We start from the raw sequence: 13,155 nt of genomic DNA on the forward strand, positions 1-13,155 counted from the left end.
TGCTGGTTGACTGGTGGTCATGAGGGGGAGCGCCGATGACTGATCGTTATCTGTCCGTGGCGGCGGCCGGGGTGCACGAGATCGAAATACGGCGTTCACGGTTCCGGTGCGCGCTCGCTCCCGTCGCCGGCGAGGCGGCCGCGAGGGAGATCATCTCGGCCCTTCGGCGGGCCGAACCCGCGGCCCGGCACCACTGTCACGCGTTCGTCCTCGGTCCGGACGGCCGCACCCAGCGTTCGAGCGACGACGGCGAGCCCGCCGGGACGGCCGGGGTGCCGATGCTGGAGGTGCTGCGCCGCCGCGAGGTCACCGACACGGTCGCGGTGGTGTCCCGGCATTTCGGCGGGGTGCTGCTCGGCGCGGGCGGGTTGATCCGGGCGTACGGGCAGGCGGTGTCCGAGGCGCTCGACGCGGTAGGCCTGGTGGAGTATCAGCGACTGCGGCTGTTCGACGTAACGATGGACTACACGCGGGCCGGCCGCTTCGAGAACGATCTCCGCGCTTCGCCGTACGTGCTGCACGAGACGCGGTTCGAGGCGGCGGCGCACTTCGAGGTCGGGCTGGCTCCCGGCGAGGAAGAACGATTCAGCGGCTGGCTGGCCGACCTCACCGGCGGCGAGGCGGTCGCGGTCGAACTGGGGGAGGAGTGGGTGCGCGGGTAGCTGGCTCGAGCCCGGAAGATCAAGCCGCGACGGGCTTTCCGTCCAACGCGCGCGCCCCGGCCTTGGTGAGCACTGCGCGTACGCGCTCGCCGCACGCTCCGTCCCCGGCGGGCGCGATCAGCCCTTTGCGGACGAGGTCGCGGACTGTGCCCTGGTCGCAGCAGCTCAGCCCGTCCACGAACAGGTCCGGTTCGCAGCTGCAGCTGATTTCCGCGTGCCCTCCGGCAACGGCGCGCAGGGTTGCCCGCTCCCGGTAGTTCAGCTCGGCAGTCACGGCGGTCCTCCTTCTGTCCCGGCCCCTGACGTACCCGGGAACAGTTCCAGTGTCCGTCGCGATTGCCGGATTGTCGCGTATTTCACTCCTTTTTACGGGGGTATGTCGCGAGGTAGTCTGGGGGTACCCCTCAAGCGCCCCACCATGCGTCGGCGAGGGATACGAAAGTAGGTTCTTCCGGCGCCGGGAGCACGTCGAGGTACCAGCGGAAGTTGCTGTAGACGTGCAGAAGCGTGTACGCGAGGCAACGGCGGGAGAAATCCGGGCCGAGGTCGGCCGGACGGTAACCGTAAGCGAGCAGAAGGCCGCGCAGAAATGCCGAGTCGCCGCTGGAAACGAACAGGCCGACCGCGGCGAACTCGTATTCCGCCGCACCGCGCATGGCCGGTTCGAAATCGAACAGGCCGGACAGCCGCCAGCCGTCCCCTTCGCGGGTGACCATCAGGTGGTCGCGCATGACCTCGGTGTGCAACGGGACGGTTTCCGGCGTTCCCAGGTCGACCGCGTCGACGAACCCCGGCAGCTGGGCGAGCCAGTGTTCGTCCAATGTGGTCTTGCGATGGTGCTCGACCAGCTTTTCCCGTTGCCCGGCGAGGAACGCGGTCCAGTCCGGGGGAGCGAGCACGGACAACGCCGGGTCGCGCACGGAGTGCAAAGCGGACAGCGCCTCGCCGATCTTCGGGGCGAGCGCGAGTTTGTCCGCTGTGGACAGTTCCGGCCAGACCTGTTTGAGCGTGCGCCCGGGAAGCCGTTCCATCACGACGTAGCCCCACCCGTCGCGCGTTCCGGCGTGCACGACGCCCGGCGTCGGGACGGGGAGCTTGCCGTGCAGGACTTCCAGCATGGTGCGCTCGGTGGTCAGCTCGTCGAGGTCCACCGGCGGATAGAGCTTCAGGACGAGCTGGTCGCCGACGGCGTACACCGGCAGTGAACCGTCGTCGAAGGGCACGGGTTCGCCGGGCTCGCCGAGCGAACGGAGAAGCTCTCGTACGGCGGGCAGCAGGCCTTCGCGGGTCAGCTGGTCGGACTCGGCCGCGGTGGCGGCGGGCGGGAACATGCGGTGACCGTATCGGCGCGTGTTCCACCGCTGTAGCGAATTATTTGCTGCGTTCGAGCAGGGTCCGCACAGCCGGGCCGATGAGGCGTTCGATCTCGTCGGCGGGCGCGGTGGCGAGCGGCTCCTTGCGGGTGATCGAGCGGACCAGCCCGATGCCGAGCAGCCAGGCCATCGCGAGGTCGGCGCGGAGTTCGGCGTCCGGCTCGTCGGTGAGCCCGGACAGCGCGCGGGTGTACTCGGCGTCCAGCTGCGCGCGCAGCGCCTCGTCGGCCCGATCGGTGCCGGACGACCGCAGGTAGGTCTCGATGGAGCGCGACGCCGAGTCGTCGCGTTCGAGGAGGCTCCGCAGCGCGGCGGAGAACAGCCGCTCCGGCGGGGTCGTCTCGACCTGGGCCAGGCCGCCGCGCGCCATCACGTGCTCGAACAACGCGTCCTTGCTGCCGAAGTACCGGAACAGCAGCGCCTGGTTGACGCCCGCGCGGTTCGCGATGTCGCGCACGGTCGTGCGGTCGAAGCCGCGGTCGGCGAACAGCTCGGCCGCGGCGTCCAGCAGCGCGGCCTTCGTCGCCGTCGCGTCGCGTTTGCGCGAAGGCTGGTCCGCGGCCATTCGGTTCCCCCTGGTGTGCGCCGGTGGTGCGCGACGAGGTTAACCCGGACGGTCCCGGATCGGCCGGACGAACTACGCGGACCAGGCGACCGGCAGCTCCTCGGGGCCATAGACGAGCGTGTTGTGTTTGTAGGCCAGGGATTCCTTCGGCACCGCCAGCCGCAGGTCCGGCACGCGGCGGAACAACGCGGTGAGCGCCTCCTGCATTTCGACCCGCGCGAGCTGCTGGCCGACGCATTGGTGCGCGCCGAACCCGAAGGCGACGTGGGTGCGCGGCGATTCGCGGGCGAAGTCCAGCCGGTCGGCGTGCGGATACCGGTCCTCGTCGCGATTGGCCGAGTTCAGCGCGGCGACCAGCCAGTCACCCGCGGCGACCGTTCGGCCGCCGACCTCGACCTCTTCGGTGGCGTACCGCAGCACGCCGAACTGCACCACCGACAGGTACCGCAGCAGCTCTTCGACCGTGCGCGGCGGATCGGCGAGGGCCTGCGAGCGCTGGCCCGGGTTCTCCAGCAGCACCAGGGCACTGAGCGCGATCATGTTGGCGGTGGTCTCGTGCCCGGCGACCAGGAGGCTGAGCCCGAGCATGATCAGCTCTTCCAGATCGAGCGCCTCCCCGGAGGCCTCGGCCCGGACGATGAGCTTGCTGAACAGGTCGTCCTGGGGGGCCTGCTGCTTGCCGGCGAACAGTTTCCCGAGGTAGCCGGACAGCTCGTGAAACGCCTGCTCGACGGTTTCGGTCTCCTGGTCGGTGCTGACCAGCACGCTGCTCTGGCGCTGGAACAGCCCGCGGTCGGCGTACGGGACGCCGAGCAGTTCGCAGATCGCCAGCGACGGGATCGGCAGCGCGAAGTCCCGCACCAGGTCGGCGCGGCCGGGTTTGGCGAGCATGGCGTCGAGATGCTGGTCGACCTGCTCGCGGACGTAGTCGCGCAGCTTCTCCACCCGGCGGACGGTGAACTCGGCGACGACCATCTTGCGCAGCCGGGAATGCTCCGCCCCGTCGAGCTGGATGATCGAACCCGGGTCGACCTCGGCGTACGGGTCCTGATCGGCTTTGACGTGCACCGACGAGGCGCCGCGCGAGCTGAGCGCCGGGTCGGCGAGCACGGCGCGGACGTCGTCGTAGCGGGTGACCAGCCAGCTCTCGAACCCGGCCGGGCAGCGGATCCGCGACACCGGCGCGCTCTCCCGCAACGCGGCGTACTCGGCGGGCGGGTCGAACGGGCAGTCCGCCGGGCGGGTGGTCGGGAGGTCTGGGGTGCGGGCGGTCGGGAGGGCCGGGGTCTCGGGCGGGGTGGGCATGCGGATGGCGCCTTTCCTCCGACGGTGCGGGCGTCCTCCACTCTGGAGACGCCCGCACCGTCGCGGGGCGATCGATCAAGATAGGCGACGGAAGGACCACAGCTCTGCCCGATTCACCTGCCGCGGTTAGGCCGGTTCGGCGATCGGCTCGTCGGCGAAACGGCGGGCTACCCGTTCGGCTCCGGCTCGTGCCCAGGCGGTGGTGGCGAGGACGGCGAGCGCGATGATGAGCGTGGTCCCGCCCGCGACCGCCCACCAGGCGGTGGCGTAACCGTCGAGCGGGGTGGCCGCGGCGGCGAGAATCGTGCCCGCGACGGCGACACCGAGGGTTTGCCCGACTTGCCGGGAGGTGGACGCGACCGCGGCGGCGACTCCGGCCTGGGAGCGCGGCATGCCGCTCACCGCCGCGTTGGTGATGGGCGGGTTCAGCAGGCCGAAGCCCATCCCGAACACGCCGTACGCGATCGCGAGCACCCACAGCGGCGTGGTGTCCGACGCGGTGGTCAGCACGACGGCAACGACGGTCATTGAGATCCCAGCGGTCAGCAGTGGAATCCGCGCGCCGCGCGTGGCGACGAGACGCCCGGCCAGCGGCGCTGCGATCGTCACGGCCACGGCGGCCGGCAGCAGCATCAGGCCGGACTGCAGCGCCGACAGCCCGCGCACGTCCTGCAGGTACAGCGGCGTCAGGAACAGGAACGTGCCGAACGCGGCGAGCCCGCACACCGCGCTGATCGTGGCCGACGAGAACGGCGCGCTCCCGAAAAACCGCAGTTCGACCAAGGGCTCCCGGCGGCGGATCTCCCAGCGGATCAGCGCGATCAAGGCGAGCACGCCGAGCCCGGCCAGGCTGAGGATCACCGGCGAACCCCAGCCGAGCCGCTGGCCTTCGATCGCCGCGGTCACCACCGAACCGAGCAGCACCACGACCAGCGCCTGGCCTGCCGGATCCGGGCGGCGCGGGTGCGGGGCCCGCGATTCCGGCACGTAACGTGCGGTCAAAGCGAGAGCCGCGACGACCACCGGGACGTTGACCCAGAATATCGCCCGCCAGCCGATGCTTTCGGTGAGCACGCCCCCGAGCACCGGGCCGACGCCCAGCGAGATCCCGACGATCGAGCCCCACACCCCGATCGCCCGCGCCCGCTCGCCCGGGTCGGCGAAGACGTTCGTGATGATCGACATCGCCACCGGGTTCAGCATCGCGCCGCCGAGCGCCTGCACGATCCGCGCGGCGACCAGCCAGCCGATCGACGGGGCCACGCTGCACAGCAGCGAGCCGAGTCCGAAAAGGACCAATCCGGCCATAAAGGTTCGCTTGCGCCCCAACCGGTCTCCGGTGGCGCCGGCGAGCATCAGGAAGCAGGCGATCACGAGGGTGTAGGAGTCGATCGTCCATTGCAGACCGTTGATCGACGCGTCGAGATCGGTGCGGATGACCGGGAGCGCGACATTGACGATGGTGTTGTCCATCGCGACCACGAGGATGCTGGAGCACAGGATCGCGAGAATGCCGAAGCGCCCGCGTGCGGTGTCGACGCCCATTCAGCGCTCCGTCCAGCCGACGGTGACCTTCTCGCCCGCTGTCCACACTTCGGCGGCGTAACCGTCCGGGCGGACGAGCACGGCGGCCAGCCCTTGCCAATCTTGGGTTGAGCGCACGACGTTCTCTTCATCCGGGACGCTGGTGGTGCCGAAGGCGACGAGAGTGAACTGGTCTGGCCGCAGCGAGCGGTGGAGCGTGCGACCGTCGGCGAGCGGAAGGTTGGGCACGCGACGGCCGACGAGGCTGCCGTCTTCGGCGTAGGAAACGTCCAGTCCGGACAGCCAGCCGCGCAGTTCGTCCGCGGTGTCGCCGTTACGGCCAATCAGGTCGGACATCAAGTCCCGCAACGCTTTTCCGCCTGGAGTGAAGGTGACCATGAGCGCGGCCTGGGCGAGCGTGTTCGCCGCGAGCCGGGCCGCGATGGGACGGCGTTCGGCGTCGTAGGACTGCGGGCCGTCGATGATCCGCCGGGGCGCGCGGCCTCGCACCTCCGCGGCGAGCTTCCACGCGAGGTTCGCCGCGTCCTGCACGCCGACGTTGAGACCCTGGCCGCCCGCCGGAAGGTGGACGTGCGCGGCGTCTCCGGCGAGGAACACCCGGCCGGCGCGGTACTGCTCGACGTGGCGCGTGACGTCGCCGGTCCGCGAGGCCCAGAGCACTTCGGTGATGCCGAAATCGTCGTCGGCGAGCCGTTTGAGCGTCGCGCGCAGTTCGGTCTCGTCGGGGATCAGCGCCTGGCGGCGCGCGGCTTCCTCGGGCGTGAGGCCGGTGTCGCCGGGTTCGTGGCCGAAGATGCGGTAAATGCCGCCGGGAAGCGGAAGCGCGCTGTACGAGCCGCGTTCGTAGTCCCAGTTGTGCGGCTGCGCTGGCGGGCGTTCCAGGCGGACGTCGGCGAGGAAACCCATGGTGGAAGCGGGAGTTCCGGGAAAGGCGAGGCCGAGCGCGTGCCGGGTCGCGCTGTGCGCGCCGTCCGCGCCGATGACGTAACCGGCTCGCTGGGTGTCGCCGGTTTCGGAGACAATGGTGACGCCTTGCTCGTCCTGTGTCAGGTCGGCGAGTTTCCACCCCTGCTCGATCACGACGCCTTGGCCGGCGAGATGCTCGGCGAGCAGTCGTTCGGTTTCCGGCTGCGGGAGCAGCAGCACGAACGGGAACGAGGTGTCGAGTCCGGTGTAGTCCAACCGGTTCGGCAGGGTCGCGAAATGCGTGGCAGGCACCGGATTTCCCGCCGCGACCATCCGCGCGGCCAGCGAGCCCCGCGCATCTGGCAGCGAATCGAGGATTTCGAGGGTGCGCGGGTGGATCGTCGTCGCCCTCGATTGTCCCGCGCGGTCCGGATTCGCTTCGAAGACCCGGACCGCGACCCCGGCGTGGTGCAGGAACGCCGCCGCCGCCATTCCGACGGGTCCGGCGCCGATCACCGCGACCTCGATGTCCATTTTTCCCCCTTGGTCCAGGTTCGCCGAGCGAACTGTCTTGACGTCAAGGTATTCTCTCACTGTCTTGATGTCGAGAGAAAGGTCCGTGCCGGTGAACGCAGCGCCGCGGGACGCGGTCGACGACCTGGTGGACGCCGTCCGGCGCGGCGGCGGCGACGAGAGCGTGCTGGCCGCGAAATCGCTGTCCTACCGGCTCCGGCGGGTCGCGCACCAGCTGGAGCTGGCGATGCGCCGGGAGCTGTCCGCGCACGGGATCGAGTTGTGGGAGCTGGAAATGCTCGCCGCGCTCAAACGCGCGCCTGAGCACCGGCTGACGCCTGGGCAGGTGATGGCCGCGGTCGAGCTGACCTCGGGCTCGGTCACGCACCGGATCACCCGGCTCGAAGCCCGCGGCTGGGTCCGCCGCGACAAGGACCCCGGCGACCGGCGCTCGGTGTTCGTGTCCCTCACCGCCGAGGGCAAACGCCAGGCGCTCGCGTCGTTCGCGCTCAAAACCGAGATCGAACGCGAAATCGCGCGGGCTCTCGACCCGGAAACGATCGGCGTGGTGAACGACGCGCTGCGGCGGGTTTCGCACCACCTCAAGGGAAAGGACGAACAATGAAGCGGGAAACCCTTGGCACGGCGGCGGTCGTCGCCGGTCTGGCCGCCGCCGCGCCGTCGGTGTGGCAGACGGCCACGCACATCACCGATCCGAGCTACCGCGCACCGGAGGTTCGCCACGGCGAAGGTCACGTGCAGTACCACATGGCGCGCGAAGCGCTGATCACCGCGGGCGCTTTCGGTGCGGTGGGCACCGGTTTGGCGGCCGGACGGGATCGCTCGCCGGCGCTGTGGCGGGCGATGGCTTGTGCCGCAGGCGGTTTCGTGGCGGCGATGTGGTCCGGCGGTCCGGCGACCGGGGTGTGGGCGCCGAACCGGAAAGCGCTGGCGATCCACGTGGCGTCGACGAGCGCGTTGACAGTGGGTGTCGCGTTGCTGCGGCCCAGGCGTCGTTAGAGGAAGACCCGGGCGTTCTCGAGCCACACTTTCGCGTCGTCGCCGATCGCGGCCAAACCGGTTTCGTCCAAGGCACGGCGCTGGGTGATACGAAGGCAGAAATCCCTTGCGCTGCCTCGAATCCGTTGCGCGGCGTCGTCCGGACCCCAGCCCCAGACGGCGCCGTCGGGACCGGTCAGTTCGACGCGGATCGGCTCGGTGGGCAGCGGCAACTGGGCGGCGTAGAACGAAAGCCCGCGCCCGGCGTAGCCCAAGGCGGCGATGTGCTTGAGCCGGTCCGTCGGGCCGTGTTCGACGCCCACGGTGTCGAAGATGTCCTGTCCGTGCGCCCACGTTTCCATCAGCCGAAGCGGCACCGCGAGCGTCGCGGTGAGTTCCGAGCCGTACCAGGGAAACGCCTGGTCCAACGGGATCTCGCCGAGCACTGCCGCCACTTCGGCCCGTCCGGCGCGCCAGCGGTCCAGCAGTTCCGCACGCGGTCGCGCGGCTCCCTCGGCCGCGACCGCGTCGGCGTCTTCCTCCAGCACGGCGGGGAATTTCTCCGGGGTCCGGAGCGCGAGGAGGACGTTCGCGTCGGCCGCCGCGAGGTGCGCGATCTGGTGGCCGATCGTCCAGCCCTTGGCGGGGGTCGGTCTCGACCAGTCCGGCTCCGCGGACACCACCGCGTCGAGTTCGTCTCCTTCCGCGAGCAGATCCGGCAAGGCGGCGTCGCGGGCTATCTCGGACAGATCCAGGCCGTAGTCCAGCATGCGACCACGCTATCCAAACCGCGGCCGTGGCTGGGACGTTCGGGAACCGGTTATGACCTAATGGGCAGTCGATCGATTCGTTGCGATACGCGGAAACCGGCCGATGGAAGCCGGACGCGGCGCGCCCGGCGATCTCGTGCCGGAAGCGGAAGGTGTACCCACTGCCACCATCAAGTCGGATAAGAGCGTTACTGCCTCGGGCACACCGCGAACGACATGCTGATGTCGTGCCCGAGGGGCGGGCACCGGAGGGAGTCGGGTGTCATGGCGAGCGGTGTACAGCGGATCCTTCCGAAGGCCGCGGCCGCGTCGGCGTTCCCCCTGCTGCTTCGCCGGGCGGCCACGGTCCTCACCGTGCTCGGGCTGGCGATGATTCCCTGGCTGGTCTTCCTGCACACCGAGCTGCCTGCCACCGCTCAGGCCGCGCACTGGGCCTGGACGTGGACGGGCCTGGACAGCTTCGAGGCGCTCGGCCTGCTCTCCACCGGACTGCTCCTAAGACGCGGCGACCGCCGGGCGTGCCTGACCTCCGCCGCGACCTCGGCCCTGCTGCTGGTCGACGCCTGGTTCGACACCATGACGGCGGCTCCGGGTCCGGACTTCAAGCTGGCGGTGCTGATGATGGTCTTCGCCGAGTTGCCGCTGGCGGTGGCCTGCGCGGTTCTCGCGACCCGGGCCTTGCCCCGGCCGGGCTGCTGAGCGGAAGGGCTCGTGACGTGCTGGGCGCTTGCGGTCCGTTTCGGGAAGTCCCCGGCCTGCTGGATCCTGGAGACAGGCGCCGTGTCCGCTGGCCGAGCTGCGCCGGATGCTGAAGCCGTTCGGGCGGCTGGCGGTCGGCGAGTTCTTCGGGGGAAAGTCAGGCCCGGGACGCTCCGAGGAACCGCAGCACGGCCAGGACCCGGCGGTGGTCCGCGTCGACCACCGGCAGGTCGAGCTTGGCGAAGATGTTGTTGATGTGCTTCGCTACGGCGCTCTCGCTGACCACCAGCGCCTGCGCGATACCGGCATTGGAGCGTCCCTCGGCCATCAGCCCGAGCACCTCCCGTTCACGGGGGGTCAGCCGCGCGAGCGGGTCGCTGTCGCGCCGCAGGAGCAGTTGGGCGACGACCTGCGGATCCAGGGCCGTGCCCCCGTCCGCCACTCGCCGGACCGCCGCCACGAAGTCGGCGACGTCGGCGACCCGCTGCTTGAGCAGGTAGCCCACCCCGCTGGTGTTCGCGGACAGCAGGTCGGCCGCGTACCGCTCCTCCACGTACTGCGAAAGCAGCACCACCGGCGTCCCCGGCCAGCGGCGACGGATCTCCATCGCCGCCCGCACCCCCTCGTCGGTGAAGCCGGGCGGCATCCGGACGTCGATCAAGGCGAGTTCGGGCCGGTGCTCCGCCACCGCCGCCAACAGCCCCTCCGCGTCGCCGGCTTCCGCGGCGACCTGGAACCCGGCCATCTCCAGCACCTTGATCAGGCCGACCCGCAACAACACCGAATCCTCGGCGATCACCGCGCGCACGGCAGCTCCGCGGTGACGGTGGTGGGCCCGCCGACGGGGCTGCTGACGCGGAAGGCCCCGTCGAGGGAGCCGACTCGCTTGGCCAGCCCGGTCAGGCCCGTGCCGGCGGCGGCGTCGGCACCGCCCAGCCCGTCGTCGGTGACGCGCACTCGCAGCACCTCGCCGACCTGACGGACGATCACCTCCGCGCGCATCGCGTTGGCGTGCTTCGTCGCATTGGCCAGCGCCTCAGAGATCACGAAGTACGCGACTGACTCCACGTCGGGCGCCACCCGCTCCTCCAGCTCGACCCGCAGCCGCACCGGCAGGGGCGTGCGGACCGCCAGCCCGGACAACGCCGCGTCCAGACCTCGGTCTTCGAGCACGGCCGGGTGCAGCCCCCGCACCAGGTCATTGAGTTCGTCGATCGCCTCTTTCGCCTCCGCGTGCGCTTTCGCGAGCACCTCGAGGGCATCGCTCGGCAGGTCCGGGCGGGTGGCGATGGCCAGGCCCAGGTTGACCGCCAGCGACACCAACCGCTGCTGGGTGCCGTCGTGCAGGTCGCGCTCGATCCGGCGGCGCTCCGCGTCGACGGCCTCGATCAAGCCGGTCCGGCTCACGGCCAGCTGATCGACCCGTTCCTGGAGTCGCTGCGCCCGGCTGGGCCCGAGCAGGCCCAACGCCAGCCGCGCCTCGGCCCGGGCTGCTGCCCGCGCGGTCCAGGGGAGGGCGCACAAGAGGAGGAGCCCAGCCGCTGTGTAAGCCGGCAGCTGGGTCGCGTAGCCGAACCAGTCCTGGCGGATTCCGGTTGGCAGCGCCCATGTCCAGGCGTAGGAGGTGACGCCCGCCAAGCCCGCCGCTGCCGCCGCGAGCACCAGCAGTTCCAGCAGCGCGAGCGGCGGGCCCAGCAGGAGGTGGTAGCCGATCTTGCGCCAAGGCCGCGTCGCCGCGAGCCGCCGGGCGGTCGAGGCCCACGTCCATTGTTCCGGCGCGGTGGGGGTGGGCCGGGGGACGTCCACCCCGATGAGCACCCGGTAGCGAGCCCGCTGAACGGCCGTCAGCACCGGGGCGCCGAGCAGGACCAGGGCGGCCGGCACGGAAACCGTGAGGAGCCAGTCGTCCGTCCTGGCGGCAGCCGCCGCAGCCGAGGCCCACACGGGCACCAGCGCCAGGTGCGGCAGCACGCCAGCGGCGAGAAAGCCGGTGTCCCGCCGCGCCCGGAGGACCGTGCGTCTCAGCCCAGCTGGAATCGCCATGGCATGACGCTAGGACATCGCGGGAGGACGGTGCCATGACACCTGTACCCGATCTCGTGGTGAACCTAGTACCAGCCGGGAAGTACCTGTCGGGCTTGACGAGCGATCTGCCGCGGACGAGCGGCGAGCACGCGGGGGTGTCCCGCGATTTTCCGGAAGCTCCTGGTGGATTGACGCGCGGCCGATCCCGGGTGTAGGCATGTAAGCACCTGCTTACAAAGGGATCCGGGGAGTCGTTGGCATGACCACCACGCACACCGCACCGCTCGCCTACCCGTTCAACGAGGAGGCGGGTCTCGCGCTCAACGAGGCCTACACCGCCGCCCGCGAGAACGCCGGGATGATTCGCGTCCAGATGCCGCACGGCGAGGCCGCCTGGCTCGCCACCCGCTACGCCGATGCCCGTCTCGTGCTCGGGGACCGGCGGTTTTCCCGCGCGCTGGCGCAGGAAAGCGACGAACCGCGGATGTCGGAGTACCGGCGTCCGGGCGGCATCCTCTCGATGGACCCGCCGGATCACACCCGGCTGCGCACGCTCGTCGCGAAGGCGTTCACCGCGCGGCGGGTCGAGGAATTGCGCCCGAGGGTCGCGCGGCTGGCTGACGAGCTGATCAAGGAGTTGCGCGAGCACGGGCAACCGGCTGACCTCGTCGATCTGTACGCGCTGCCGATCCCGGTCGCGGTGATCTGCGAGCTGCTCGGCGTTCCGGTGGGCGACCGGCCGCAGTTCCGCGAGTGGAGCGACGCGGCGTTGTCGACCACGCGGCTCACGCCGGAGGAGTCGGAGCGCAGCCGCGAGGAGCTGCGGGCGTACATGGCCGGTCTGATCGCCGAGCACCGTGCCCAGCCGCGGGACGATCTGATGACCGCGCTCATCGAGGCGCGGGATGTCCGGGATCGGCTCACCGAACTGGAACTGGTGGACCTGTGCGTCGGGATTCTGGTCGCTGGCCACGAAACGACCGCCAGCCAGATTCCCAACTTCGTGTATGCGCTGCTGGACCAGCATGAGCACTGGGAGCGGCTGTGCGCCGACCCCGGGCTCATCCCGACCGCGGTGGAGGAGTTGCTTCGCTTCGTGCCGCTCGGCGCCGGGGCCGGGTTCGCCCGCTACGCGACGGAGGACGTCGAGGTCGGCGATGTGCTGGTGCGCCAAGGGGAACCGGTGCTGGTGGCGATCGGCGCGGCGAACCGTGACCGGCTGCAGTTCGGCACGGCGGACCAGCTCGTCTTGGACCGCGGCGACAACCACCACCTCGGTTTCGGCCACGGCGTGCACCACTGTCTGGGCGCCCCGCTCGCCCGGCTGGAACTGCAGGAGGCGCTGCGCGCGTTGACCCGGGAGTTGCCGGGGCTGCGGCTGGCCGGGGATATTGAGTGGAAGACGCAGATGCTGGTCCGCGGACCGCGTTCGATGCCGGTGGGATGGTGACGATGAGCTGGACGGTCGAGGTCGACGGGGGAACGTGCGTCGGCAGCGGGATGTGCGCGTCGCTGATGCCGGAGACGTTCGCGCTGGACGGCGCCACGGCCCGTGCGGTCGCGGAGACCGTCGAACCGGACGAAACCGTGCTGGACGCGGCGGATTCCTGCCCCGCCATGGCGATCACCGTGCGGGACGGTGCGGAGGTCGTCGGCCCGCGCCCCTAGTCCTGGACTGCGGGCTGGTCGTGAGGGGAACCCTGAGAGGGTGTTGTGGAACCTGGTGTTTCGCTCGGTGTGTCGGTGGTGGTAGCGGCCGGGTGTGGTGATCATCGGGTGGGGTGTGTGTCTGT

The 13,155-nt window shown here is 70.5% G+C and carries 15 protein-coding genes; 6 read left to right on the plus strand and 9 right to left on the minus strand.

Annotation, left to right across the window (positions count from 1 at the left end; translation table 11 throughout):
- Positions 1 to 35: 35 nt before the first annotated feature.
- A complete protein-coding gene (locus ACZ7SW_RS43165) occupies positions 36 to 662 on the plus strand; it encodes a YigZ family protein (protein ID WP_470236166.1) in 627 nt (208 codons plus the stop codon).
- A 19-nt stretch (positions 663 to 681) separates the two neighbouring features.
- Here the strand turns inward: ACZ7SW_RS43165 and ACZ7SW_RS43170 are convergent, their stop codons facing one another.
- The 6 genes from ACZ7SW_RS43170 to ACZ7SW_RS43195 all read right to left on the minus strand — a co-directional run bounded on the left by ACZ7SW_RS43170 (position 682) and on the right by ACZ7SW_RS43195 (position 6,890).
- Positions 682 to 936, minus strand: a complete 255-nt coding sequence (locus ACZ7SW_RS43170) for a hypothetical protein (RefSeq protein WP_470236167.1) — start codon at positions 934 to 936, stop codon at positions 682 to 684.
- Positions 937 to 1,066: 130 nt separating this feature from the next.
- On the minus strand, positions 1,067 to 1,993 hold the full coding sequence (locus ACZ7SW_RS43175) for an aminoglycoside phosphotransferase family protein (protein WP_470236168.1): 927 nt from the start codon (positions 1,991 to 1,993) through the stop codon (positions 1,067 to 1,069).
- A 40-nt stretch (positions 1,994 to 2,033) separates the two neighbouring features.
- Complete coding sequence (locus ACZ7SW_RS43180) at positions 2,034 to 2,600, minus strand: TetR family transcriptional regulator (protein ID WP_470236169.1); 567 nt, start codon at positions 2,598 to 2,600, stop codon at positions 2,034 to 2,036.
- Positions 2,601 to 2,672: 72 nt separating this feature from the next.
- Complete coding sequence (locus tag ACZ7SW_RS43185) at positions 2,673 to 3,905, minus strand: cytochrome P450 (RefSeq protein ID WP_470236170.1); 1,233 nt, start codon at positions 3,903 to 3,905, stop codon at positions 2,673 to 2,675.
- Positions 3,906 to 4,031: 126 nt separating this feature from the next.
- The gene (locus ACZ7SW_RS43190; RefSeq protein ID WP_470236171.1) at positions 4,032 to 5,450 is read right to left on the minus strand and encodes an MFS transporter; all 1,419 of its coding nucleotides are present in this window, start codon (positions 5,448 to 5,450) and stop codon (positions 4,032 to 4,034) included.
- Positions 5,451 to 6,890, minus strand: coding sequence for an FAD-dependent monooxygenase (locus tag ACZ7SW_RS43195; protein WP_470236172.1), 1,440 nt, complete (start codon positions 6,888 to 6,890; stop codon positions 5,451 to 5,453).
- 91 nt (positions 6,891 to 6,981) lie between these two features.
- On the opposite strand from ACZ7SW_RS43195, the gene ACZ7SW_RS43200 reads away from it, so the two are divergent.
- Both ACZ7SW_RS43200 and ACZ7SW_RS43205 read left to right on the plus strand, forming a co-directional pair.
- The gene (locus ACZ7SW_RS43200) at positions 6,982 to 7,494 is read left to right on the plus strand and encodes a MarR family winged helix-turn-helix transcriptional regulator (RefSeq protein ID WP_470236173.1); all 513 of its coding nucleotides are present in this window, start codon (positions 6,982 to 6,984) and stop codon (positions 7,492 to 7,494) included.
- On the plus strand, positions 7,491 to 7,889 hold the full coding sequence (locus ACZ7SW_RS43205; protein WP_470236174.1) for a hypothetical protein: 399 nt from the start codon (positions 7,491 to 7,493) through the stop codon (positions 7,887 to 7,889). The genes ACZ7SW_RS43200 and ACZ7SW_RS43205 overlap by 4 nt, the downstream gene beginning before the upstream one ends.
- On the opposite strand, the gene ACZ7SW_RS43210 is transcribed toward ACZ7SW_RS43205, so the two are convergent.
- Entirely contained in the window at positions 7,886 to 8,638 is a 753-nt protein-coding gene (locus ACZ7SW_RS43210) for a maleylpyruvate isomerase family mycothiol-dependent enzyme (protein ID WP_470236175.1), read from the minus strand. The two genes, ACZ7SW_RS43205 and ACZ7SW_RS43210, sit on opposite strands and share 4 nt — an antisense overlap.
- Positions 8,639 to 8,902: 264 nt before the next feature.
- Between ACZ7SW_RS43210 and ACZ7SW_RS43215 the strand changes: the two genes are divergently transcribed.
- Entirely contained in the window at positions 8,903 to 9,337 is a 435-nt protein-coding gene (locus ACZ7SW_RS43215) for a hypothetical protein (protein ID WP_470236176.1), read from the plus strand.
- A 157-nt stretch (positions 9,338 to 9,494) separates the two neighbouring features.
- On the opposite strand, the gene ACZ7SW_RS43220 is transcribed toward ACZ7SW_RS43215, so the two are convergent.
- Positions 9,495 to 10,145, minus strand: a complete 651-nt coding sequence (locus ACZ7SW_RS43220; RefSeq protein WP_470236177.1) for a response regulator — start codon at positions 10,143 to 10,145, stop codon at positions 9,495 to 9,497.
- Positions 10,133 to 11,380 carry a sensor histidine kinase gene (locus ACZ7SW_RS43225; RefSeq protein ID WP_470236178.1) on the minus strand — a complete coding sequence of 416 codons (1,248 nt, stop codon included), beginning with the start codon at positions 11,378 to 11,380 and terminating at the stop codon, positions 10,133 to 10,135. The genes ACZ7SW_RS43220 and ACZ7SW_RS43225 overlap by 13 nt, the downstream gene beginning before the upstream one ends.
- Before the next feature lie 241 nt (positions 11,381 to 11,621).
- Here ACZ7SW_RS43225 and ACZ7SW_RS43230 point away from each other — a divergent pair, with 241 nt between their 5' ends.
- The gene (locus tag ACZ7SW_RS43230) at positions 11,622 to 12,812 is read left to right on the plus strand and encodes a cytochrome P450 (protein ID WP_470236179.1); all 1,191 of its coding nucleotides are present in this window, start codon (positions 11,622 to 11,624) and stop codon (positions 12,810 to 12,812) included.
- A 2-nt stretch (positions 12,813 to 12,814) separates the two neighbouring features.
- Positions 12,815 to 13,030, plus strand: a complete 216-nt coding sequence (locus tag ACZ7SW_RS43235) for a ferredoxin (RefSeq protein WP_470236180.1) — start codon at positions 12,815 to 12,817, stop codon at positions 13,028 to 13,030.
- Positions 13,031 to 13,155 lie beyond the last annotated feature (125 nt).

It is taken from the genome of Amycolatopsis sp. NPDC114484, from assembly GCF_055633755.1.